The sequence below is a fragment of the Gimesia fumaroli genome (assembly GCF_007754425.1).
GTDB lineage: Bacteria > Planctomycetota > Planctomycetia > Planctomycetales > Planctomycetaceae > Gimesia > Gimesia fumaroli.
Genome location: NZ_CP037452.1, coordinates 3,072,457 through 3,097,496, shown reverse-complemented (window position 1 = coordinate 3,097,496; position 25,040 = coordinate 3,072,457). Strand labels below are relative to the sequence as shown.

The 25,040-nt window shown below is 50.2% G+C and carries 18 protein-coding genes; 11 read left to right on the top strand and 7 right to left on the bottom strand.

What is annotated here, in order from left to right:
• Positions 1 to 96: 96 nt before the first annotated feature.
• Entirely contained in the window at positions 97 to 1,407 is a 1,311-nt protein-coding gene (locus tag Enr17x_RS11805) for a hemolysin family protein (RefSeq protein ID WP_145308918.1), read from the top strand.
• 8 nt (positions 1,408 to 1,415) lie between these two features.
• Here the strand turns inward: Enr17x_RS11805 and dusB are convergent, their stop codons facing one another.
• Entirely contained in the window at positions 1,416 to 2,498 is a 1,083-nt protein-coding gene (dusB, locus tag Enr17x_RS11800; protein WP_145308916.1) for a tRNA dihydrouridine synthase DusB, read from the bottom strand.
• A 303-nt stretch (positions 2,499 to 2,801) separates the two neighbouring features.
• On the opposite strand from dusB, the gene Enr17x_RS11795 reads away from it, so the two are divergent.
• The 3 genes from Enr17x_RS11795 to xerC all read left to right on the top strand — a co-directional run bounded on the left by Enr17x_RS11795 (position 2,802) and on the right by xerC (position 5,297).
• The gene (locus Enr17x_RS11795) at positions 2,802 to 3,953 is read left to right on the top strand and encodes a hypothetical protein (protein ID WP_145308914.1); all 1,152 of its coding nucleotides are present in this window, start codon (positions 2,802 to 2,804) and stop codon (positions 3,951 to 3,953) included.
• 103 nt (positions 3,954 to 4,056) lie between these two features.
• The gene (locus Enr17x_RS11790; protein ID WP_232101029.1) at positions 4,057 to 4,287 is read left to right on the top strand and encodes a hypothetical protein; all 231 of its coding nucleotides are present in this window, start codon (positions 4,057 to 4,059) and stop codon (positions 4,285 to 4,287) included.
• 71 nt (positions 4,288 to 4,358) lie between these two features.
• Positions 4,359 to 5,297 (top strand): tyrosine recombinase XerC, encoded by a 939-nt coding sequence (gene xerC, locus Enr17x_RS11785; RefSeq protein ID WP_145308912.1) that lies wholly within the window; start codon positions 4,359 to 4,361, stop codon positions 5,295 to 5,297.
• A gap of 71 nt (positions 5,298 to 5,368) precedes the next feature.
• On the opposite strand, the gene Enr17x_RS11780 is transcribed toward xerC, so the two are convergent.
• Complete coding sequence (locus tag Enr17x_RS11780) at positions 5,369 to 6,361, bottom strand: Gfo/Idh/MocA family oxidoreductase (RefSeq protein WP_145308910.1); 993 nt, start codon at positions 6,359 to 6,361, stop codon at positions 5,369 to 5,371.
• Between the two features lie 164 nt (positions 6,362 to 6,525).
• The gene (locus Enr17x_RS11775) at positions 6,526 to 7,632 is read right to left on the bottom strand and encodes a calcium/sodium antiporter (RefSeq protein ID WP_232101080.1); all 1,107 of its coding nucleotides are present in this window, start codon (positions 7,630 to 7,632) and stop codon (positions 6,526 to 6,528) included.
• Between the two features lie 232 nt (positions 7,633 to 7,864).
• On the opposite strand from Enr17x_RS11775, the gene Enr17x_RS11770 reads away from it, so the two are divergent.
• Both Enr17x_RS11770 and Enr17x_RS11765 read left to right on the top strand, forming a co-directional pair.
• On the top strand, positions 7,865 to 9,139 hold the full coding sequence (locus Enr17x_RS11770; RefSeq protein ID WP_145308906.1) for an ornithine cyclodeaminase: 1,275 nt from the start codon (positions 7,865 to 7,867) through the stop codon (positions 9,137 to 9,139).
• Between the two features lie 104 nt (positions 9,140 to 9,243).
• Positions 9,244 to 9,606, top strand: a complete 363-nt coding sequence (locus Enr17x_RS11765) for a cupin domain-containing protein (protein ID WP_145308904.1) — start codon at positions 9,244 to 9,246, stop codon at positions 9,604 to 9,606.
• 7 nt (positions 9,607 to 9,613) lie between these two features.
• Here the strand turns inward: Enr17x_RS11765 and Enr17x_RS11760 are convergent, their stop codons facing one another.
• The 3 genes from Enr17x_RS11760 to Enr17x_RS11750 form a co-directional block, all read right to left on the bottom strand.
• Positions 9,614 to 10,342 carry a Swt1 family HEPN domain-containing protein gene (locus tag Enr17x_RS11760; RefSeq protein ID WP_145308903.1) on the bottom strand — a complete coding sequence of 243 codons (729 nt, stop codon included), beginning with the start codon at positions 10,340 to 10,342 and terminating at the stop codon, positions 9,614 to 9,616.
• 211 nt (positions 10,343 to 10,553) lie between these two features.
• The gene (locus Enr17x_RS11755; protein ID WP_145308901.1) at positions 10,554 to 12,017 is read right to left on the bottom strand and encodes a DUF1501 domain-containing protein; all 1,464 of its coding nucleotides are present in this window, start codon (positions 12,015 to 12,017) and stop codon (positions 10,554 to 10,556) included.
• A gap of 44 nt (positions 12,018 to 12,061) precedes the next feature.
• Complete coding sequence (locus tag Enr17x_RS11750; RefSeq protein WP_145308899.1) at positions 12,062 to 14,962, bottom strand: PSD1 and planctomycete cytochrome C domain-containing protein; 2,901 nt, start codon at positions 14,960 to 14,962, stop codon at positions 12,062 to 12,064.
• Positions 14,963 to 15,307: 345 nt separating this feature from the next.
• Between Enr17x_RS11750 and Enr17x_RS11745 the strand changes: the two genes are divergently transcribed.
• From Enr17x_RS11745 to Enr17x_RS11725, 5 genes are all read left to right on the top strand, one after another.
• Positions 15,308 to 15,652: a 4a-hydroxytetrahydrobiopterin dehydratase gene (locus Enr17x_RS11745; protein ID WP_145308897.1), complete on the top strand. Its 345-nt coding sequence runs from the start codon at positions 15,308 to 15,310 to the stop codon at positions 15,650 to 15,652.
• 34 nt (positions 15,653 to 15,686) lie between these two features.
• Positions 15,687 to 17,099 carry a DUF6513 domain-containing protein gene (locus tag Enr17x_RS11740; RefSeq protein WP_145308895.1) on the top strand — a complete coding sequence of 471 codons (1,413 nt, stop codon included), beginning with the start codon at positions 15,687 to 15,689 and terminating at the stop codon, positions 17,097 to 17,099.
• Between the two features lie 97 nt (positions 17,100 to 17,196).
• Entirely contained in the window at positions 17,197 to 18,696 is a 1,500-nt protein-coding gene (gene pabB, locus Enr17x_RS11735) for an aminodeoxychorismate synthase component I (protein ID WP_145308893.1), read from the top strand.
• Between the two features lie 24 nt (positions 18,697 to 18,720).
• A complete protein-coding gene (locus tag Enr17x_RS11730) occupies positions 18,721 to 19,323 on the top strand; it encodes an anthranilate synthase component II (protein WP_145308891.1) in 603 nt (200 codons plus the stop codon).
• 290 nt (positions 19,324 to 19,613) lie between these two features.
• Positions 19,614 to 20,510 carry a thioredoxin family protein gene (locus tag Enr17x_RS11725; RefSeq protein ID WP_198001109.1) on the top strand — a complete coding sequence of 299 codons (897 nt, stop codon included), beginning with the start codon at positions 19,614 to 19,616 and terminating at the stop codon, positions 20,508 to 20,510.
• 9 nt (positions 20,511 to 20,519) lie between these two features.
• Here Enr17x_RS11725 and Enr17x_RS11720 read toward each other — a convergent pair whose 3' ends face one another.
• Positions 20,520 to 24,971, bottom strand: a complete 4,452-nt coding sequence (locus Enr17x_RS11720) for an amidohydrolase family protein (RefSeq protein WP_145308887.1) — start codon at positions 24,969 to 24,971, stop codon at positions 20,520 to 20,522.
• Positions 24,972 to 25,040 lie beyond the last annotated feature (69 nt).

The following is a 25,040-nucleotide window of genomic DNA, read 5'->3' as shown; positions in this document are numbered from 1 at the left end:
ATTCATGTATTCGTCCGTTCCCGTTAAACTAAAGTAGATTCCGGTAGCTTCACCGAATCAGTTTTGTCTCTTACAATTTGGCTATTTGCAAGATTTATGGTCCCGCTGATATTTGCTGTTTTAATTGCACTCACCCTGTTCTCAGGCGTATTGGGTTTTTCACTCAGAGATTTTTCACGAAGTCGCCTGGAAACGCTCTGTAACGAAGCAGGGGTCCCCGATCGCTTCAGTGAAATCCTGAAGTCGCATCCGACCATTCTTCTGGCAGCGGATTTCTGCTATTTCACCGGCGTCATTCTGATCTCGGTTATTCTGACCAGACAATACATTCCCATTCCGACTGAATTCAGTTCTGTTTCCACCGCCATCCAGTTCACGTTTCAAATGCTCCTGGCACTGGTGATCGGGATCATCTTCCTGATGACCGTTCCCTGGACCATCTCACGGATCACGGGGGAACGCTTCCTGCAGAAATTCTGGCCTGTAGTCCGCTGGCTGCCGGTTTTCCTGACCCCGGTCATCTGGCTCTCCTGGAAAATTGATGAATTTTCGCACCGGCTGGCAGGCATCGATGAAAATAAGAATGGACGGGAAGCCAATATCAGTGAAGAAATTCTTTCTGTGGTTGAAGAAGGCGCGCGAGGCGGAATTCTGGAATCCGAAGCCGGCAAAATGATTCAGCGGGTGATGGAACTTCAGGATGAAGATGTCGCCGCCATCATGACCCAGCGCATGGATATGGAATATGTCTCTGTCGATGCAACTCTGGACGAAGCACTGTTAAAGTTCATTGACGTCGGCCATTCGCGGATTCCCGTGATCGGAGAATCAACCGATGATATCGTAGGGATTCTGTATGCCCGGGAACTGCTCAAGCACTATTCAAAGGAAAATCAGAATTCCAATACATCAGAAAAACTGTCGATCAAAGAACTGATGTTCTCCCCGTTCTATATTCCGGAAACAACGGGAATTGACTCGTTACTGGAAACCATGCAGAAAGAACACGTCCACATGGCAATCGTTATTGATGAATATGGGGGCGTTGCCGGCCTGGTCACGATGGAAGATGTGCTTGAAGAAATCGTGGGCGATATTGTCGATGAATTTGATGATGAAGAAGAGCAGATGATTTTCGAACAGGGGAACAACATCGTCGAAGTCGATGCCCGGGTGCATATCGATGATCTCAACGAAAAATACAACTACGATCTGCCTGAAGGAAAAGACTTTGACACCATCGGCGGTTTTGTGATTACCCAAATGGGGAAGGTGCCTCAAACCGGCGATTCGCTGACCTGGCAACAATTGCGCATCGAGGTCCTTGAGTCCGACGAGCGAAGAATCAACAAGCTGCGCATCGAATTAGATCCATTGCTCGTCGAAGAATTCGACGCCGATACTTAGTATGAACGTTACCAGCGTTCGACGGGACCGCCGGGAACAGGAATGTGCATGTCCGGCAAAACACCACTTCGGGAACCGGAGGTTGGCCCTTGAGCGGCAATCTGTTTGATTGCGTCATCAAACTCTTCCAGGTTCTGAGCACATTGAAATACATGACGTAAGGCCGGCTTGACCCGCATCGACTTCAGATACCAGTGCCCCATCTTACGAAACATGGGAAGTGCGCGCTCTTCTGTCGTCATTTCCAGCAGATAACGAAACTGCCGCAGCAATAACTCCAATCGTGCATCGAAACTTCCCGCCGGATCACATTGTCCGGTTTGCTCCCACTGGACCAGCTGACGAAAGATCCAGGGATTTGCCAAAGCCCCCCGGCCGATAGAAACGCCCGCACAACCGGTTGTTCTCAGCATAAAATCCGCATCGGCAATCGAAGTCACATCCCCGTTCCCAATCACGGGAATCGATTCGACGGCTTCCACCACCTGACGAATTCCATCATGATTGACCGAACCACGAAAACCCTGCTCGCGCGTTCGTCCATGTATGGCTACGGCAACCACGCCCACCTGTTCAAACTCTCGCGCAAAAAAAGGAGCAGTCAGGTTCTGATCATCCCAGCCCAGTCGCATTTTCACTGTAACGGGAATCTTGACTGCTTCCACCACAGATCGGACCAATGACACCGTATCTTCGGGACGGCACATCATACTCGCCCCGGCGCCCCCTTTGACAATCCGATTCACGGGACAGCCCATGTTGATATCAATCGAATCGACGCCTCGTCCTTCCAGCAACTGAGCCGCGTCGCTCATCTGCTTGGCTTCACTTCCGAAGATCTGCACCGCAAACGGGGAATCTTCAGGACAGGTCTGAATCAACTGCAGAGTCTTGTGGCTCCCTTCCAGCAAACCACGTGCATTGACCAAATCAGTCGTTGCCAACCCCACGCCCCCCAGTTCACGAACAATCCGTCGAAAGGGTAAATTCGTATAGCCGGCTAAAGGAGACAGCAAATACCGGGATTCCAACTCCAGTGCCCCATAGTAGAGCGGTGGTCGGGAATCAGGTTGGGGAGGCAGAGATTTCATTGGATTCGGATCGTATCAAAAAGCGTAATTTAAGTCATCTAGAGCATATTAGCAGCCATGACAGGCTCTGGAAATAGTCACTTGCCACAATATCTAAGGAGACCTGGCTCGAAAAAGCAGGGGATTCCCCCAAATGTAAAGATAGGAAAATTACTAAAAGATTTCTTATTGAAGTTACTCTGCTGGTTATGCCGATAACGTTGATATCGATTCTTTCTGGCTTCATCTTTTGGGAACCATTCGGTGCTGACTCGCATTTTTACATTGCTAATTTGTCTCTCCAGCCTGTCAGGGTGCGTGATCATGCGGACCTCTGTCACCAATCCCAATCCGAAGCTGAAAACGGTTGCTGTGGTTCCTTTTTTCAATCTCAGTCAGGAACCAGATGTGGACGGACGTCGTTTTGCACTCGCTTATTATGCAGAATTGCAGAAAGTCCCTGGATTCCAGGTTTTACCAGTCGGCGTCGCTGAAGTCGCTATGGTGGAACATGAACTCCAAATGAATAACCCGGATGATGTTCTCAAGCTGGCAGAAGTCTTGAACGTGGATGCAGTTGTCATTGGAGCGGTCACCGATTATTCCCCCTATTATCCACCCCGCATCGGCATGCAGGTTTCCTGGTATTCTCCCCATTCACAGGAATTTATTCCGGGCCTCCCCTTACTGACTGAAGAGCGGCATACGAAAAAGTCTGTCATGAATCAATTCTTCAAAAGCGATCGTCTGGCTGCCAAAGAAGCCCGCAAGGAAGAACACCAGATGAATCGGGAAGTGAGACACGCATCTCACATGGAACGCAAAGCTGAAAAACAGGAACAGAAAATCAATCGGAAGCAGGGCAAACAAAACTGCCCTACAGGACACTGTCCCACCGGAAGCCGACTACCTTCTACGCCTAAAGATACTGTCTTTCGCGGACAGTCAGCAGAATCGCTCGACGTTTGGCCTTATCCCAAAAACCAGTCCGGCATTATTCAGGCATATGCACAAGCCAATCAGGGCGCACAGACAACCAATCCGGTCGTCCAGACTCCTCTGACAACCCAACCCAATCCCGGCATAAAAATGAAGCAACCACCGGTTGCTGCTCCGAAGCCAACGACACTTCCGGCCCCCCCATCCAAAATCACACAACAAATTCCTTCAGACACGAAGCAATTCGATGCCTACTGCCCACCTTCGGTATCAACGCATACCACGACCCTGGACCCGCGACAACCGTTCATGTCTTACACACGGCTGTTCGATGGCTCTGATGCTGCTCTTGTAGCTCATTTACGCGATTATCTTGAAGTCAGCGGAGACCGCCGCAGTGGGGGCTGGGAAGCCTACCTGCATCGGAGTGAGGACTTTATACGGTTTACATCGCATTTAATGATTCTAGAGATGTTAACGCTGCATGGCGGACAAGCTCAGCATCAGCTCATCTTCAAAGTAAGAAAATACCGATAATCCCACCGCTCGACTGCCGATATTAAATATTGCGGTTAAATGAGCACTCCCATCCCACCAGACTACGCCTCCCGTGATCTGACTATAATAAAGGACTGCCACAGTGAAACAACAAATGAATGTCGTTGCATTAGTTAAAGACTCAGAACGTTACGTCTTTCTTTATGACGATGAAAGCTCTTCGCAGATGCTCCAGACATTAGGCCAGTATGCAGCCGATAAAGATCTGAGTTTCACCTGGTACGATGCCGCTGTCATGAGTCAGAAAGTTCGCAAATTAAGACGCGAAGCAGAACTCGAAGAACAATCCAGACGCTTGCGTAAAACGGCTTGAATCCCAAACGACTGGATTCTCTCGCGAAGATCTTCTCAACTAACTACGTCTCATCCACTCATTGAAGCCTTATGATCTCTTCGCAAACTATCAGGCCGATTGAACTACATGACGCAATCGACAGCTTTCTGCGCTATCTGCAAATCGAACGGAATTCGTCCGAACTGACGCTCAAATCCTACGCGGAAGACATGGAAAGCCTCGTCGAATATCTGACCGAGTACGAGGAAACACTCTTACCTCCGGACCGGATCGGCATCAGTGAATTGCGTCGTTATGTCGCTTATCTCCACGAGTGTCAGTACGAGCGCACCACGATCGCCAGGCGTTTAGCCTGCCTGCGCAGTTTTTTCCGTTACTGCTGTAGAGAGGGATACACCAAAACCAATCCGGCCAAACCACTCCGCACGCCGCGCACTGGTCGAAAATTACCTCACTTCCTGACCACAGATCAGATCGGTTCGCTGCTGGAAGCGCCTCCGGCGAATACAAAAATGGGACTCCGAGATCGCGCCATTCTCGAAACGCTGTATTCCGCAGGTCTGCGTGTTTCCGAACTGGTCGCCCTCAATCTGACTGACTGGGACCAGGATGCCAATATTATTCGCGTCCTGGGAAAAGGCCGCAAAGAACGCATCGCTCCGATCGGCAGCTACGCCGCCAAAGCATTGAAATACTGGCTCGAAGAACGAGAAGCTAAACCCAAACCACACCCTGATTCCGACGCAATTTTTCTCAATCGCTTAAAAACCCGAATCACTTCTCGAAGCGTGGGGCGCATGCTGGAAAAGTATCTGCTGCAGACAGGGCTCGACAAAAAAACAAGCCCGCATACCTTGAGGCACAGCTTCGCCACGCATCTCCTGGATGGCGGCGCAGATCTGCGGAGCGTGCAAGAGCTGCTGGGGCATAAAAGCTTAACGACCACTCAAATTTATACCCACGTCAGCACCAAACGTTTACGCGAGACATACGAAAAGTCTCACCCGCATGCAAAGCGTTCCAAATAGTCGTACCTGTGTTTTGGTGAGCTCTTTACTGCACCTTGATTGCAGCACGGGAGCAACACGCAGGCTGTCTCTCAGTCTTTAAACTTTGTCACAGCGAGTGACTTGCCTGAACTCAGACTGTCGCGCGACAGCCGTACCAGTTGAATCGCCTGACAGACATCTCGGATATTGGGAACAGGGATAATCCCACCCACCGCGCGTCGGCAAAAATGATCCAGCATCACTTCCAGTTCCCGCCGATCACTTTTGAGTGACTCTGTCATGGAAGACGAGTCATTTTCCCAATGGATCTCTTCAGGGGAATGAAATTCTGCCAATCCGTTTCGACACAGAATTCGATGCCGGGGAAACTGTGTTTCCGACTCTCTCTGTTCCGTTTTGAGTTTAATCAACGCAAACCGTTCCGCAGCAGTCACCGGGTCAGGCAGGAATTCAATTTTAATCTGCCGATGATCTTCCGATCGATCACTCGAATCAGAATGTAACGTCGTCTGTACTTTGACTGGTTTGGTTCGCATCACGTAACAACACCAGTCCATTAATCCCACCAGAAAATCAGTTTCATTCTTTTGCCCGGGAACTTCCACTTGTTGATCTTCTGCGGGGCAGCAGGTCTCAATCTGAATCGAGTTCGGCTTTCCCAGACGGGTCACGACTAATTCAAAAAACCGACTGGTGGCCTGTGAATAACGTCGGCTGAACTCAGGCATTAATGTCCCCAGCTGCTCCACCGCTCGAGAATGAACCCGCTCCAACAGATCCAGATCTTCCCCTAAACTTCCAGCAATATACACGGGCCGATTCTGCTGGCTGAGCAGTTTGAGCGGGTAGTGATTCATCCAGTCGGAATGCAGGAGCAGAAACGCATCCAGCGGATAGCGTGTGACCAGACAACCAATTCCCGAAACAGCCGCGGCATTCCAATGGGAGGCAACCTGTTCCGCGCGACTGCGAACCGGATCGTAGACTGCTTTGATCTGAATCCGCTGATCCATCGCCTGCAGTACCGGTTCATAGCGCTGCTCCCAGTATGGTCCAAGCCCTATTATTCCAATTCTGACCATAGCGGGAACATTACTGATTTGGGGAACGTATGAAAAAGTGTGAAATTCAATGAGCTGATCGACAGGGTTCCAGACTACCTGCTGGATCTCAATGAAACAACTCCAGATTGGCTATGATATTCTCAAATCGACTCTTGAATCAAGCCTTTACTTCGAGAGAGACGCTACGCATGACCGAACCAGAACGTCGCGATCAGTAGATACCCCACGTAAATAGTCAATAAAACCAAACCACTCAAACTGGAGATTTGCTTGCGTCTCCAGGAAAGCCCTAACATGGCCAGCATCAAAAAAATCACCACAGGGCCATCCAATAGCACCGTTTGCCTCTGAATCGGCAACGGATGAATCAACGCACACGTGGCAACCACCATAGTAATATTCAATACATTGGCTCCGATAATATTACCGGTTCCCAATGCACCATGGCCTTTGACCACGGAAAGCACGGAAATCGTAAACTCGGGCAGGGAAGTCCCCACGGCTAAAATCGTCAGACCAATCAGCAATTCTGAAACTTCAAAATAACGGGCAACCTGCACGGCATTGGTCACCAGCAGCTTACTCCCCAGCACTACCAGAAAAGCACCACAGAAAAAAGCGAATGCCAACTTGATGCAGTGCAATTTGAAATTCGGGACTTCCGGCGGTTGCTCTTGCTCTTCACCAAAATCATGACGTGAAGCCATCGCGACGCGCAAAGAAAACAGGATGTAAGCCACTAAAACACAGAGCAATATCCCGGCTTGCCAGCGTGCGATACCGAACTCGGCAGGAACTCCCGCCTGGGTCATCGCACCGCCAGATGAGAACAGACTGAACAGCCAGACCAGAACGCCGGAAAACACCATAAAGAAACCGGGCCCCACGATTGTTAACCGTGAAACCGGAATCCCGCTCTCCGTTTTTCGTCGCCAGGAAAGAAAGCCTTTCAGCAAAGCACAGGATCCAATAATCAAGCCGATATTACATAAACAGGAGCCTAGTGCATTTCCCACAGCCAGATCACCTTTGCCGGAAACCGTGCTGGTAACAGAAACCATCAACTCAGGGAACGTTGTCGACATGCTGACAATTGTCGCGCCAATGATCACCGGAGAAATTCGAGTCAGCCTGGCGATTTCCACAGAACTGTCCGTAAATAAATCGCCACCTTTGGTAATGCTGAGCATACCCAGAAAAATGAAAATCAGACTGATCAGGATTGAAGACGGGGCATCCAGCCCGGTGATTAATCGAATAAAATCAAGTGGCTCAAAGGCCATCATCATAAAATACAAGCGACTGCTCCTGTGTCGTTTCCGGGGTGCTGATTTGAGTCTGTCTGCAAAATATTAAAAAGTAAGCAATTAATATGATAGTCAGGGCAGCAAACATTATTTTGAGAGTATTCTTTTGGGAAAGAAAACGTAAAATAGAGTCATGAGATCATTGTTTTCCTTATCTTTCTGCATCTATTTACACTCTCATTTCCATTCGAGTTCCAGGCAAGGATGAACGCACATGAATCACTCAGATCAGCCTTCTTCAGAGAACCCGTCACCCGAGACGTCCGGTGTCAGTGAAGATATCGAATTACAGGGGCATATTATTGACAGCCTGCTGTTACCCAAGATTCTGGATGAAATTACCGTCCTGGGAGGCGATTTTTCCATTAACGATATCGCGATTGGCCAACTTCGTTCAGACAGCAGCCACGCCCGAATCACCGTTTCAGCCCAAGATGAAGAAACGCTTGAGAAAATATTGACGCACATCGCCCAGCATGGTGCAGTCCCCGTTCATCAACATGATTGTGTCTTAGTGCCTGCCGACATGGATGGTGCGTTTCCAGAAGGCTTTTACTGCACGACCAACCAGAAAACAGAAATTCGTATTGCGGAAAACTGGATTCCCGTTGATTTGCAGGAAATGGACTGTGGGATTGTCGTCAGCCCCGATCGGCAATCTGCGCACTGCTTGCCGATGTCAGACGTGACCAAAGGGGAACTGGTGGTGACAGGCAATCAGGGAACCAGAGTCATTCCCACAGAACGCAGTGCTCCTGACGTTTCCGGATTTTCATTCATGCACAGCACCGTCTCCAGTGAAAAACCCAAAGGGGTCACCGTCAAAGAGATCGCCTCAGAGATGCGACGTGCGAAAGCGGGTTCGGGAAAAATTCTCGTTGTCGCCGGCCCTGCCGTCGTGCATACCGGCAGTCGAGACCACTTCAGCGAAATGATCAGAGAAGGCTATGTGAATCTGCTCTTTGCCGGTAACGCGCTGGCCACTCACGACATCGAAGAATCCTTCTATGGAACCAGTCTGGGAATCTCGATGGAACATGGCGGCTCCAGTGAAGAAGGCCACGAACATCATCTGCGATCCATCAACCGGATTCGTCGCTTAGGCAGCATTAAGAACGCCGTCGATCAAGGCGTACTGAAATCCGGCATCATGTATGAATGCGTCAAAAATCAGGTGCCGTATGTCCTGGCAGGCAGCATTCGCGATGATGGTCCCTTGCCGGATGTGATCACCGACTCCATCGCAGCACAACGCAAGATGCGCGAAATGGTGCAGGGAGTCTCATTCTGTCTGATGATTGCTACCACCCTGCATTCGATCGCAGTCGGAAACCTACTCCCGGCGAGTGTGAAAGTGGTTTGTGTCGATATCAATCCGGCTACAGTCACTAAGCTGGCCGATCGCGGCACTTTTCAGACCGTAGGGCTCGTAACAGATGTCGAACCGTTTTTACGAGTCTTACTGGATGAAATCAATAAGCTGGAATGATTGTTTGCTTTCGTGGTCAGGCTGCTATAATAGAGGCTCATAGCAGGAACTCACCTCTATTATTTCATTTTCAATCGTAGACTGACCCACTTGGGGGTATTTCAATGCCGGAATCAACACAGAAAAAATATCATATCGCTGATTTTTCCCAGATCGAAGGGACATCATGCCCCTGTGGAACCGCGCGGCGTGCCTTCGCCGATGTACCAGAATTTCCAGGCACGTTGCACGTCACAGAAATCTCAGAGGATGCCGAACTGCACTATCATCGCAAACTGACGGAAACCTATTACTTCCTGGAATGCGGCGAAGATGCGAAAATGCAGCTGGATGATGAATTCATTCCCGTGCACGCCGGGATGTCAATTGTCATTCCGCCGGGAGTTCGTCACCGCGCCATTGGTTCGATGAAGATCATCAATATCGTCTTCCCGAAATTCGATCCGGAAGACGAATGGCTCGATTGAACTCCCCTTATACCGGGAGATCTTCATTGCAATAAGGACATGCTTCGCCGTAAATGATCTTGCCGCAGTTGGTACATTCATGGGCACCGTAGGTCGGTCGATCGGGAGTCACCCAGCGCTGATACGCGAGAAAGGCGAAGACCCCCGCTACAAACAAAGCAAACAGAATCGCCAGACCACCGGTACCATAAGAAAAGAAAATAACTAAATCGATGGCGACAGCGCAAACCAGAAAGATAATGGCGTCTCGCATCCGCTCTCGACGCTGATCATCCGAGTCGATCACAATCTGTTCCTGATACTGCAGGATCTGATGTAATAACTGATCGCGTTCTCTCTGGAGCTGTCGGGCTTCCTGTGCCGATCCTGCTGCAGACAAAAGACGGGCAGCTGTATCAAGAATTCTCAGCGTATCATCAGTACTGATCTGACTCTGATGGGCCCAGCGATTACGGAATTCCCTTAACTCGCCGACATAGCTTCGCTCGAGCGGCGTCAGCCGATTACGAAAGACACTGTTCCAATGGTCCCACAAAATCAAAAGCGTGGAATGGGCGTCCCAGCGGATGGCATCGCCTTCTGGCTGTGAAGTGAGAGGAGAGTTTCGGAAACTCTCTTTAGCACGATCAATCCAGTCATCCTGGTAGATCGCTTTCATCTCTTGTTCTATAATGGGGTATAAACCAGTCCCCAATAACTCGAGCGTCAGTTTAATGCGCTCGTTATCACCAGCCACACGCTTCCCCCTTCAATCGTCTTCGATACGGGATGTCCGTTTTCAGAGTAACACAACAACTCTTAAAAACGGGAACACATGGACAATACTTCCCTATTAACGGGAACAGGTCAAGCTCCTATATGACATAAAATAGGTAAAGACATGGATTAATTTGCTTCAGGGGAAGCAGAAGCGTTTTAATCAGACTGCCACTGTTCGAAACGCCACATTAAGCGATGAGATCTTCGACAACGCGACCATGCACGTCCGTCAACCTGAAATCGCGACCTGCAAAACGATAGGTCAATCGCTCATGGTCAAAGCCCAGCAACTTCAAGACAGTCGCCTGTAGATCATGAACGTGGACTTTATTTTCCACGGCAGCAAATCCGAACTCATCTGTCGCGCCGTATGCTTGACCTCCTTTGACACCGCCACCGGCTAACCAGACAGTAAAACCATGATTATTATGATCTCGACCGTTCATCTTCCCGGCATTCGCCCCGGGAGTCGGCAGTTCCACAACCGGCGTTCTTCCAAATTCGCCGCCACACATCACGATCGTATCCTGCAGCAGACCGCGTTGCTTGAGGTCTTTCAGTAACGCTGCAATGGGCTGTGCACACTGATCCGCTAATCGACGATGTCCCTTTTCAATTTCGTCATGATTGTCCCAGGGTTGGCCCGCACCGTGCCAGAGTTGGACGTACCGCACACCACGTTCGACCAGTCTCCGGGCAATCATGCACTGTCGTGCGTGCACGCCTTTGCCATACATCTCATGAATGTGGTCGGGCTCCTGATTGATATCAAACACATCCGAGGCCTGCATCTGCATCCGATAGGCCAGTTCAAATGATTGAATCCGGGATTCCAGAGCCGACTCCTCAGTACGAGCCTCCTGATGCCGACGATTCAATGCCTGTAACAAATCAAGCTGTCGACGCTGCTCGGGAAGGGCCAGCTTTTTATTCTTGATGTTGGAAATCAGTTTTTCGATATCGGTATGCTTGGTATCGATGTGTGTTCCCTGGTAAGCACCCGGCAGAAAAGCCGAGCGCCAGTTGGCCGATTCGGTGATGGGATAACCGCCAGGACACATGACGACGAAACCAGGGAGATTCTGATTTTCTGTTCCCAGGCCATAAGTCACCCAGGCCCCCATACTGGGACGTGGTTGAATCAGGTCGCCACAGTTCATCATCATTAGCGATGGTTCATGATTCGGCACGTTGGTATACATCGAACGAACAAAGGCAATGTCATCAACGCACTCACCCAGCTCTGAAAAGAGTTCACTCACTTCCAGCCCGCTCTCGCCATACTTTTTAAATTTGAAAGGCGAGGGGAGTGAAGCGCCTGTCTTCCGTTCGGTACGCAGGTTTTTAGTCGGCAGCATTTTCCCGGCATATTTCGCCAAAGCCGGCTTGGGGTCGAACGTATCGACCTGCGAAGCGCCCCCATTTAAAAAGATGTGAATCACATGCTTCGCTCTGCCGGGGAAATGAGACGTCTTCGGCGCCATCGGCGATTCGGTACTCCCTGCAGATGCACCCGCTGCGTCATTCAGTAATCCCTGGGAAGCCATTAAAGAAGCCAGCCCCAAAGAGCCCATCCCCGTACCACACCGCTGCAGCATCTGCCGCCGGGTAAAAATCGGATCACAATTAAAATGTTGATTTGTCTCAGCCATCTGAACAGGCTCCTGCAATATAAAACTTTTTCTGATTCGCTTAATTAGTCAACGAACATGAATTCGTTGGAAGTGCAAAGCACTTGTGCATATTTTTCCCAACCACTCATGCGAGCGGGTGTCTTGATCTGATCACGATGATGCGTCAGGAAGTTCTTTCCGAGATCCATTTCTTCAGCCGTCGGTTTGCGTGCCAGAACCCTCTGATAAAGCGTTCTGATCGCAGTCTCCACGCCTTTTTCCTTAGCCAGTTTTTCCAGATCCAGATCCTTGACCAGTAATCCTGATTGCTCGATCAACAGGGGACTGTTCATCGCAAACAATGCCTGCTGAGGTACGGTCGTATAAGGCCGTTGCGCGGTACTCGATTCCACGTTGGCGAAATCAAATGTGCGGAAGACGTTGGGCAGATTATTACGGTCAACGAAACTGTAAACAGTCCGTCTCGGAACCGTGGGGATCTGGTCAATCAGAAAACCTCTGCCTTCTGTTTCATCAGAAAGCTGGCCGGAAACAAATAACAGCGAGTCCCGCATCGCTTCAAAGTCGAGCCTCTGCGGAGAACGCTTCCAAAGCAATCGATTATCAGAATCAATCAGATACGCTTTCTCGTTTTTCTGAGCCGCCTGTTGATACGTCGAAGAAAGCATAATCAGTTTATGTAACGATTTCACAGACCAGCCATTCTCCATGAACCGTGCAGCCAGATAATCCAGCAATTCCGGATGGCTGGGAGGATCGCTGCGGACACCAAAATCACTGGGAGTCCGGACCAGTCCTTCACCAAAATGATGCATCCAGACCCGGTTCACAAACACGCGTGGCGTCAGTGGGTTGTCCTTCGATGCAATTGCCCGAGCCAACTCCAGACGACCACTTCCTTTCTCAAATGGCTTTCGCTCTGCACCGGCCAGAATCTGGAAAAACTGGCGCGGCGTCTTCTCTCCACGTCGCCCGGGGTTTCCGCGTAAATGCACGTGCGGCGTCACGGGGTTCTCTTTGTCATACATCACCATCGCACGCGGAGGCGCACCAGGTGAAGTCACATCCAGTGTTTCAATCTCTTTTTCGAAGCGACGTACTTTATCGCGTTGCGCCCGATTGAACATGCCTTGCACCACGTCATCACTGGCCGCTGTCGGACATTCCGGGTCATATAAAATTTGACGCACCTCTTCTGCATCCGCATCAGCAAGTTTTGCCGGCACTGCGGCTTTCTTCTTTTGTGCTTCCGCAACCGTCTTGATCCATTCCTGTTCGACTTCTTTGAACACGCTCCCATAGGCGCGACAGACATCATAAATCGACTGCGGCGGATTCGTTTTCAACGCATGAATTACCAGTCGGTTGATGCGTTTTTCCGGCTGCGTTTCCGCTTCCTGCTGGGCCAGTTTCTGAATCACCTCAGCAGCACGCGCGGGAAATTCGCCTGGGGGACCTTTGATCGTTTTCAGTTCCATCCAGGGTGTAAAGACCGGACGATTTGATTTTGCTTTGCGTGCCAGGAACGAACGCCAGAGATCAACATAACGCCGGTGAGGCGCATCCTTCTCATACTGAGGTTTTACATCACCTGCTGCCAGTTTCTCTTTTTCGGCAACCGCCTGTAAGACGTCTGCGACTTTCAAACGGGCATCCGCTCGGAATTTCTGTGCTTCATCCCGAATATAATCATCCACTTTTTTCTGCCGTTTGGCCCGCTCGGCCTGATAGACTTTGAACTCTGCTTCCGATTTTGACTTGCCGATTAAAGGCAGGTCTTTTTCTTCCGGTTCATAACTGCTGACGAACACACCATACAGCGAGTAGTAGTCCTTAATTGGAACAGGATCAAACTTGTGATCGTGACAGCGGGCACACGAAGCCGTTAAACCCAGCAATCCCCGCGAAACAAGATCGATGCGATCGTCGGTGATATCATGAATATTTCCGCGATAGCGACGGCCCACCGTTAAAAATCCGAGTGCTGCCAGCGAACGATCATCGCCTTGACGGTCCAGTTGATCAGCCGCCAGCTGCTCCTGGATAAAGCGATCATAAGGCAGATCTTCATTGAACGCGCGAATCACATAATCGCGATACGTATAGGAATAGGGATAGCGTCGTTCCGAAGTAAATACATACCCCTTCGTATCGGCATACCGGGCCACATCCAACCAATGGCGGCCCCAGCGTTCTCCGTAGTGTGGTGAAGCGAGTAACCGATCGATCAGCTTTTCATATGCATCAGGAGCCGTATCATTCACAAAGGCTTCGACTTCTTCATATGTGGGAGGGACACCGATTAAATCAACGGTCGCGCGACGAATTAACTTCCGCCGATCCACGGGAGGAGAAAGAGACAGACCTTTCTCTTCCAGACGAGAAAGCACAAAGTGATCAACGAAAGAATTGACGCGCTCTTGATTTTTGACCTTCGGTAATTCGGGTTTGGTCACCGGACGGAACGACCAATGATTCTGGGACAAAGTCTCGAAATCATAAGCACCGTTTGCAGGAACGGCTTTGGCATCTTTTTCAGAGAAAGGCCAGGGTGTTCCCATTTTGACCCAACGCGTCAACGCGGCAATCTCAACCGGAGGCATTTTGCCTTCAGGAGGCATCTGGCTGTCATCGTCATGATATTGAATCACCTGAATAATGCGGCTCTTGAGCGGATCTCCCGGCACCACAGCAGCCCCGGTGTCGCTGCCTTTCATCATCCAGGCATGCGAATCCAGACGCAGACTGGCTTCCTGTTTTTTCGCACCATGACAGGCATAACACCGCTTGACCAGCACCGGCCGGATTTCTTTTTCGAAAAACTCAACCTGCTCAGCAGGAAGCTTTTTGTTATTCGCTGCGTTGACAAAATCAGGCACGGAAATCACAAACAGGACGAGAACCGATAACAGGCACATGCCTGAAACCAAAGGCGATTTCATCAGAATCTGAAGCCGCTTCATTTTTCAGTTCTTTCTCAACTAAAACTGTGGTGGGAAAAATTGGGAGGGAGGAGATTCAACTTGCCTTAAAACAGGCTAAACCTCGTTGCTTCTATTCTACTCTACTACATCATCAAAGGGTAGTCAGTTTTTTGCACTTAATCCTTATGAATCATAGAGTTAGTGATGATTGATCTCACAAGCATTCTTAAGGTTGTTATGAAATTAGAGAAGTGCCCGCCATTTAATTACTTGCTCCAATTCATTACAGTGAGACTATAGCTACTATCGACTGAATGATGCCCTGATTTCAATTTTTAGTCCTGTATTAGTCCTGTAAAAGTGATCAATCAAGGAGAGAGAACCATGACAGAAGATCAGGTTTTATCCGAAGAACAAATCCAGGAATTTCTGAACACGTATCCGGAATGGGAACTGCGAGACGGCTGGTTAAGACGAAAATTCGCAACTCCCGGCTGGCCTCACACACTCATGCTGGTCAACACCGTTGGTTATCTGGCGGAAGCCGGTAATCACCACCCGGATTTGAGCGTCGGCTATGCGGCGGTCACCGTGAAACTGCAAACACACAAGGTCAAAGCAATCACCGGCAAAGACACGGCGCTGGCTCAAAAAATCGAGGAAACGGCCCTCTGGCAACCTGAAGATTCTTCCGCCCTTGATGGATTTCCGAAAAACTGGGTTCACTAATCAGGACGGGCACACCGTTGAAGAAAGACCATCGATGAAGCAGGAACGCATCCTGTTTGTAACGGGCAGGCTGGCTGAATATTCGTTGCGCCAGGTTTTGGACAAACTCGCTCCGCAGGGAGAGTTCGAGTACGAAATTTGCGTTTTGAATGTTCAAGTTGCCGCCCTGATGCATGTGCCTCTGATCAAACGCCGCCTCACCGTTCCTGAAGGTATCGACTGGGTCATGCTGCCTGGTTTATGCAAAGGCGATCTCCAGGTGCTCACGGACCACTTTGGGCTCCCCTTTAAACGAGGACCCAAAGATCACTTCGATCTTCCCGAATATTTCGGACAAGAAGGCAAGCCCCCCAAAGATCTCTCGAAGTTTGATATTGAGATCCTGGCCGAAATCAACCACGCCCCCTTTTTATCTGACGCGGAAATTTTACAGCAGGCAGAACATTATCGGCAAAACGGCGCTGATCTGATTGACGTCGGCTGCGTGCCCGGCGAAAGCTGGAACCGGGCAGGGGAGGTCGTGCGCATGCTTGTCGAAGCAGGGCACCGAGTCTCGATTGACAGTTTTGACAGAGCGGAAGTCGAGGCGGCGGTCAAAAACGGGGCAGAACTGGTTCTAAGCTGCAATCACTCCAATCTCGACTGGGTCTCCAAACTGGGTGCGGAAGTGGTCGCCATCCCCGACCTTCCCAGCGACTTTGATTCCCTGCACGACATTGTCGATCAACTGCTTCGCACAGAAACCCCGTTTCGCATTGACCCGATCCTGGAACCAATTGGCTACGGCTTCACCGCATCTCTGGAACGATATTATCGGGCACGCAACGAATTCCCTGACGTTGAAATCATGATGGGCATTGGCAATCTGACCGAATTGACGGAAGTCGACACCGCCGGCATGAACGTCCTGCTGGCAGCGGTCTGTCAGGAACTGCAAATCCATAGTGTTCTGGCAACCGAAGTCATTAACTGGGCACAAAGCGCGATCAAAGAATTTGATCTCGCACGACGGCTGGTCAAATATGCGATCGATAATCAAAGTCTGCCGAAGCATATTGATTATCAGCTCGTCATGCTCAGAGATCCCAAACTCAAAGATTTAGGGCAGGAAGCATTACTCAATCTGTCTCAACAAATTCGGGACCCGAATTACCGCATCTTCGCAGAACAGAATCAATTACACGTGATGAACCGGGATGGCTACTGGAAAGGCACTGATCCTTATGAATTATTTGATCAGTTTCAGGCTGCCAACCCCAAAGATCTGGACGCCTCGCACGCTTTTTACCTGGGATACGAGATGTGTAAAGCGATGACAGCCTTGATGTTGGGCAAGCAATACCAGCAGGACCTGCCACTCAACTGGGGATTTCTGACCCAGGCTGAAATCAGTGCCCAGAAACGCAGAAGCCAGCAAGGCGAGGAACCGCAATGTGGCCCCCGCTGATGATTCCTTAACCATCCGACTTATGCTATACTCACTCCGTCAATTGCGATGAATGTTCGTGTGCTCGCAACGCGTTTTTGTGTGAAATCGATCTACCATGTCTGGAAATTTATCTCAGGATCTCTCTCAGCTACCCCAGGAGCAGGGAAGGCAAGCAGCAAACCCACTCCCGCTGGTGGAAGAGATTCTACCCTGTCCGAATCTGGAGCAGCTCTTTCTGGAATTCTCCGATGATGAAGATCTGCTTGTCTTAGACAGTGCCAGACAGACTTCCACTTTGGGTCGTTTTTCCTACCTGATGTCAACACCGCTGAAACGATTTCAAATTCAGCAGGCGCAGTTTCGAGTCGATCCCTTTCAAGAAATACGACAGATTCATGCGAAGCATTCGGTTGATTCGGTTCCAGGACTGCCGCCTTTCCAGGGAGGATTTGCCGGCCTGCTGTCCTACGAACTGGGGCAGAGTTGGGAACAATTTGACCGCGCCCCCTTTGATGAATTTCAACTACCCGACTTAGCAGTCGGTTTTTACGACTGGGTCATTGCCTGGGATCACAGCCAGCACCGCGCGTGGCTCATTGTGCAGGGCTTTGATCAGCGTCTGGAAACACAGAGTGCAGACATCGCGGCCTCGCGACTGAATCAGATCAAGGCACGCATCGACGCGGCTGCATTCAACAGACAAGATCGGCTGACAGTTCTGTCACAAAATCCGTTTACACAAGCGGACCAGCTACCGCTCGATCAACTTTCGCCTGTATTCCCGCTAGAAGGGAACGAGAAGATCCTGAGCAATTTCAGCAAACCTCAGTTCCTGAAGCAGGTGGAACGGATCATCGATTACATCTATGCCGGCGATATCTTTCAGGCGAATTTTTCACAGCGTTTATTAACCCCCAGCACACAACATCCGGCTGAACTGTATCTGAATTTGCGTTCCAAAAACGCGGCCCCCTTCGCCGGTTATTTTGGTTGGGATGACTGGGCTGTGGTCAGCGCCTCTCCCGAACGATTTCTCAATGTGTCAAATAACGAAGTCGAAACCCGCCCGATCAAAGGAACGCGTCGCAGAAAGTATGTGCCCGAAGCCGACCTGTTGACACGCGATGAACTGCGCGAAAGCGAAAAAGATCAGGCAGAGAATGTGATGATCGTGGACCTGCTGCGAAATGACCTGTCTCGGGTCTGTCAGGCCGGATCGATTCGTGTTCCGCATCTCTGTGAAGTCGAAACATACGAAACCGTACAACATCTGGTTTCGGAAGTCAGAGGACAACTCAAGCCGGAAAACACTGTCTGGGACCTGCTGGCAGCCTCATTTCCCGGCGGTTCGATCACCGGCGCCCCCAAAGTTCGATCGATGGAAATCATCGCGGAACTTGAGCCAACGGTTCGCGGCCCCTATTGTGGCAGCCTGTTTTATGCCGGTCTGAACGGCGAATTTGATAGCAATATCCTGATTCGTACCTTCACAATTAAAAACGGGTGGGTGCAATTTCCTGTCGGGGGCGGCATCATTGCCCAAAGCCATCCGCGACTGGAATACGAGGAAACCTTACACAAGGCGGCGGGAATGATTTCTGCTCTGCAAACCTGACCGACCGTTCTCAGAAACAACATCATGATCCTGATTATTGATAATTATGACAGCTTTGTATTCAATCTCGCTCGCTATTTTGAAGAGCTGGGACAACAGACGCGTGTCATTCGCAATGATCAACTTACATTGAGTCAAGCAGACGCATTTAACCCGCGTGCCTTAGTCCTTTCCCCCGGCCCGTGCACACCCGAGGAAGCAGGCCTCAGCCGGGACCTGGTCAGACATTTTGGAAATCGTGTTCCCATTCTGGGCGTCTGCCTGGGGCATCAGACCATTGCTGCCAGCTTCGGTGCTAAAATCATCAAAGCACCGCGGCCCGTTCACGGACAGACCTCGGCGATTCACCATCAAAACTCCCGGCTGTTATCTAAACTGCCTAACCCGTTCGATGCCACCCGATATCACTCGCTGATTATTGACGAAGCGACGCTTTCATCCGACCTGCAAATCACCGCCAGAACAGCAGACGGAATTCCCATGGCTATTGAGCATAAGACCGCGCCGCTGTTCGGTGTTCAGTTTCATCCCGAATCGATCTTAACGGAATGCGGTCTCTCTTTAATTGAAAGTTTCCTCTCCTTTGTTCCTGCACGCTCTCCACAAAAACAAGACACAGGCTGCTGAACTCAGGTGGTCCGGTTAGTGAAGCTGGTTCAAGTTTACTTCTTCTGAATCAAACACATCCGTCCTGGCGCCCTGTTTTTTGCAAATCCTCACCTCCCATTTCGATTACTGTGTAATACTTCACAATAACCTACCCCCATCCAACCGATAAACAAACAAGAGATCAGAACGCCGATGAATCTGAGATCAGCCTGACTGAGCGCAATCGCGTTCATGTATTTAAAGCGATTTGCGGGGGCACTTGCATGCAATTAACCAGACCAATTTCAAACAGACAAACTTTATCGATTATGACAATCACGTTCTCTCTGATCGTGATGTCGCTCAATCAGTCTCTGGCTGGTGAATGGATGCATGATTTCCGCGCCGCTCAAAAGCTGTCACAGGATAAAGACCTACCTCTCTTATTGCATTTTCACGCATCCTGGTGCGGCCCGTGCCACCAAATGGATCGGACCGTTTTAAACACCAAAGCCGTCAAGAATCAGTTTGGGAAACGTGTGATCGCCGTTAAAATTGACAGCGACGAACATCAAAACCTCGTCAGTAAATTTAACGTACGTTCCCTCCCCAGCGATGTACTTTTAACTCCCACCGGCACGATTATTTCCCGCACCGATGGCATGCAGCCTCAGAACACCTATTTGAGTTTCTTAGGCCGTGGTGCGTCCCGTTACGAGAAAGACCGCCGGGTTTACCTGGCGCGCGAAAGCAAACAGGAATTGATGCAGCGAAAGAATAAGCAGGAGCAATTTGAAGAGACGGATGATATCAAGCCTCCCGCAGAACCAAAGACATACGTCGCTCGTATGCCTTCGAAAATTGGTCTGGAAGGATATAGTCCCGTTTCGTTAACCCGAGACCGCAAATGGGAAAAAGGACAGGAAGAATTCAGCTGGCCTTACCAGGGAATTACGTATCTGCTCTCCAGCCGCACGGAACTGGAACTCTTTAAGAACGATCCCGGACGTTATGCCCCCCAACTGTTAGGCTGTGATCCCGTCATCCTCAACAAGAAGGATCGGGCCATCCCGGGCAATACCAAATACGGCGCCTACTACGACCAGAACCTGTATTTATTCGTCGATATCGAGTCCCGCGAAGAGTTCAAAAAGAACCCCGATCGATTCAGCCGCACGATGCATGTGCTCAAGTTCAAGCTGAGCGATGGCGCAGCCTTACGCTGATTGGAATCACTATTTCGTGTTCGCCGGTTTCTGAGCAGGCTCTGCTTTCTTCGTTTCCAGAGGCAATGTTCCCGGCGATTTGCCGTTTGATGATTTTTGAATCTGCTGCAGTCGGCCCCGGTAACGCTCATACAGGCGTGTCTGTTTACTTTCCGGCGGTAACAGCTTCCCGCCTACGCATACGGCCTTGATATGAGAAGTATGCTGCAAAGGCGATCCGTCTGAAATTATCAGATTCGCCAGCTTGCCTTCAGTCAGTGAACCAAGCTGTTTTTCGACTCCCAGAATTTCGGCGGCAGAAAGTGTCACCGCTCGCAATGCCGCCCGCTCGGGTAAACCATAGGCAACCGCCATGGCGGCTTCGAAGGGCGTATTTCGCGAGTTCCAGGCGCTATTCGAACGAATCGAGAATGTGACCCCCGCATCATAAAGGTGCCCCGGGTTAGCATAAGGGGCATCAAAGGGATCATAATTTTCCTGGGGACGTCGCATCACGGGGCCCACGATCACAGGAACTTTTCGGGACTTCAATTCCTGCGCCAGCTTCCAGGCATCCGTCCCACCGGTAATCACGATCCGTAATTTTTCCTCTTCTGCAAAGAGCAGGGCACCGGCGATTTCTTTGCGCGAGTTCGCTTCAATAAAAACGGGCTTCTTCTGATCCAGATAAGGCAACAACGCTTCAAAACGCGGATCAGACACCGGACTGGTTGTTTTATTTGCTTTTGCCTGTTGTTTCAGTTTTTGATACAGGCGGGCCTGCTGCAGGAAATCTTTCAGTTCCTGTTGACGTTCTTTTTTTGTACTCCAGTTAATCTGTAATCCTGCTTCCAGTTCCATCACCATCTCAGGCGCGGTCCAGCCGGCCGTCTGCACCAGCGACGTCTGACCGGGAATTAAACCAGATCGCGGAACCACCAGAACACTGGTTATTCCCCCCGCTCGTGCGACCGGAAACAGTTCGGAATCAGGATTGATGGCAACGCCGGTCCGTAAATCAGGTTGCAGATCGCCACTTTCTGAATAATCCTGTGTCTCTCGGACTTTATCAATTTCCGTCAGTCCGAGAGTCGACCCGGTATCAATCATACCCGGATAAACGTGCAATCCTGTTGCGTCAATCACCGGCAGGGTCTTGGGCAGTGCTTTCGCAGGACCAACATAGTTGATCTTTTGTCCCTTGACCACAATCGTCCCCGCGGCAATCTCATCACCGTCGACCGGGTGTAATGTTGCGCCGGTAATTGCAAACTCCTTCAATTCGCCGGCTGGTAATGCAAGCGGCTTGGTGGGGTGCTGTGCAATCTCAACGGAAGGAGCGGCAGAACGAGACTCTGAACCGTCAGACATCGCCGTGGGTTGTAGCTTGCGATTGAAATAGATCTCGCCTTCAATGATCGTCATTTCACAACGGGAATAGGCATTTAAAGGATGCCCGCTGAAAATGGCAAAGTCGGCGTCCTTTCCAATTTCAATCGAGCCAATCTGCTGATCCAGTCCCAACTCACGCGCGGGATTAATCGTAATTGTCCGCAGTGCATCATTAAACGACATATTTCCATACCGGACTGTCTTTGCTGCTTCGAGATATAAATGGCGAATCAATTCCCAGTCGTCACTTTTAATCACCGTATTCACGCCTGCTTCATTTAACAGAGCCGCATTATGAGGCACCGCATCAAAGGCCTCGATTTTGTAGGCCCACCAGTCAGAAAACGTACTGCAACTGGCACCATGTGCCAGAATTTCTGGTGCAATCTTGTAACCTTCCAGCACATGCTGCAGCGACCAGACACGAATCCCCAGATGCGAAGCCACTCGCATCAGCATCAGAATTTCATCGGCCCGATAGCAATGCGAATGAATGAACTTTTCATGGTTGACAATATCCGCCAGTGCTTCCAGACGCAGGTCGCGTCGAGGAGGCAGCCGCTTCTGGTCGGGATGTTTTTTTTGTGCCTGTTCATACTCCTGCCACTGTCGGCGGTAATCGACGGCTTCCATAAACGCCCGCTGCAACGTGGCTTCGACGCCCATCCTCGTATTTGGAAAACGTGAGGTGCGATACTTCACATTTTCGCCCAGCGCAAACTTCACGCCCTGAGGCGCCTCATGCAGAATATGTTCGCGGGCTGTTTTACCATGTTTTAATTTGACGACCGCATCCTGCCCACCGATCACGTTCGCAGAACCATGAAACAATCGGGCAGCGGTCACACCGCCAGCCAGCGCCCGGTATTCAGACACATCAGCCGTATTCACCACATCTCTGATCCGCACTTCAGGCACGATCGACTGCGACGATTCATTAATCCCATCCGTAATCATGATATGGCTGTGCGTATCAATGATGCCGGGCATCACATACAGGCCTTGGAGATCAATCTCAGTCGTACCAGCGGGGACTTTTAAGTTTGTTCCGATCGCGGCGATTTTTCCCTGCTTCACCAGAATGGACGCATCCTTCAGTGTTTCTCCGGTCACCGTAATCACGATCCCGTTTTTAAGCAGTAGATTCCCATTCGTTTTTTGAAATCGTCTGACCCGATCGGATTCCAGTTCAGTATTGAATTTGTGGAAATCCTGTTTGGTCTTGGGACTTTGTTTCACATCCGGTTTTTGTGCAACCAGTGTCCCCGTCGTCGGCGTCTTCAATCCTTCATCCCCGTCATCGTCTCCTTCGAGAGAAAGCTGAATCGGATTGGCGGGCGCTGACTTGGGCTGCTTTATTTTACGAATCGCCGACCAACTCGTTTCGGTACCAAAGGCCGATTTCAATTTCCCCGAGATCGTTTCGGGTTTCATATCGTCTTTAGCAACGGCTCCTTTAAATTGCAGCTCGATCGAATGTTCGCCCGCACCAATGGCCACCGTGAATGAAAATTGTTCTTTCGCGATTTTTCCCGAAGTGACTTTTCCATCCCCTTTTTCACTGGCGAACGTTCCCCGTAACGCATCTTTATCTTGCGAGAGATGCAATTGACCGATGACTTTGCCTTGTGCCGATTCAATTTCGACGCCCCATTCTCCAGCTAAATCAATGCGTGCCAGCGGCTTTGCCTGGGGGGAGTCCGATTTCTTCTCTTTGTCTGTTTTCGTTTTGTCCTCAAAATCAAACTTGGCACCGTCCACAAACAGGTAACGCACTTTGGACTCACTCTGTTCCCAGGGGGCCGACATCACAACCAGATGTGCCAATTTTCCTTTTTCAATCGTTCCCAGCCGTTGCTCAATCCCCAATAGTTTCGCGGCATCCGCCGTTAACAGACGCAGTGCCTGGTCAGCCGATACTCCTTCTTTCACCGCGATGCGTAGTTGAGAGACCAGATCTGTCGCTTGATTCTTTAACGACTCGGAAGCAACAGCGACGGGCAAACCACTTTCAGCCAGCATTTTCACACCTTGAATGCGTGCTTTCCAGAGTTTGAGCTTATCCTGTTGAACGCGTAGCGGGTCCGGTACTTCAGCCGAAAGCTCTTCGGTTTCCGCTTTCTCTTCCACCTTCGGCTTTTCAGGAAAATTCAATTGAAAGATCACGCCACCAGATTCGGCCTTTAATCGATCCAGACAAAGGTGCGCTTCCTCGCCCCCGAGAATGATCGGCTTGATCTGAAATTCCTGACAAAGATCGAGCGTTCGTAAAATTTCGTCGCGTTTGTTTGCTTTGAAAACGGGGATCTTCCTGGCATGCAGAATTTCCAGTAACGCGGCATAGGTCGGATCGGACGGCGGACGTTTAATAAACGCGGACTGATCCTGATACAAGCCCCAATGTTGCTCATAGTGCTGTGTGTCCAAAAACGATTGTCTGAGATGCGCCATGGCCCCCATCAGGGTCGTCGGATAGACGTTACCTCGGGGTGCATAGATTCGGAACGAGCCCATGGTGGATTCGATCAACGTCGATTCTCTGACAGGAAATTCGCTGGTCGAAACCAGCGTTCCCTGACCGCTGGCAATTTTCCCCTGTGGCAGCAGATGCACCGCAGTAAAGCCGGCTTTCTGATGATTGGTAAAACTGTTCTTCTTTTCTAACACCGCCCGATTCGCATAAAACTCCGGGCTGAGATAATTGCGATTATCGGGTCGCGTTGCCGCCAGCGCATGCCGACCGAAGTCGACTTTTCTGCCTTTGACTTTAGATACCTTTACTTCTTTATTAATCAGAGAGCTCGAAGCCGCATCAATGAAACCGGGATAAATCAGCATTCCCTGACAATCGACGGTTTCTGCGTCAGCGGGAACTTTCAGATCGGTGCCGACCGCTTCAATCAACCCGTCTCGAATCAAAACCGTCGCATTCTCTAAAACCGTTCCCGGCTGAGTCACAACCTTGGCTCCCGTCAATGCATATGCGTTGACCGAAAAGCCCACATTACGCTCGGCTTGCGCCCAGGCGTTTTGTGAAAAAGCAGAAATGCTAACCAGAAGTAACAAGCTGAAGAGACGAAAATAGTACATGACTGTTCCATTGATATTAAAAAGAGAGCGTCAAATACGAAGAAATTAACAAATCGCGAGGCTTTACTG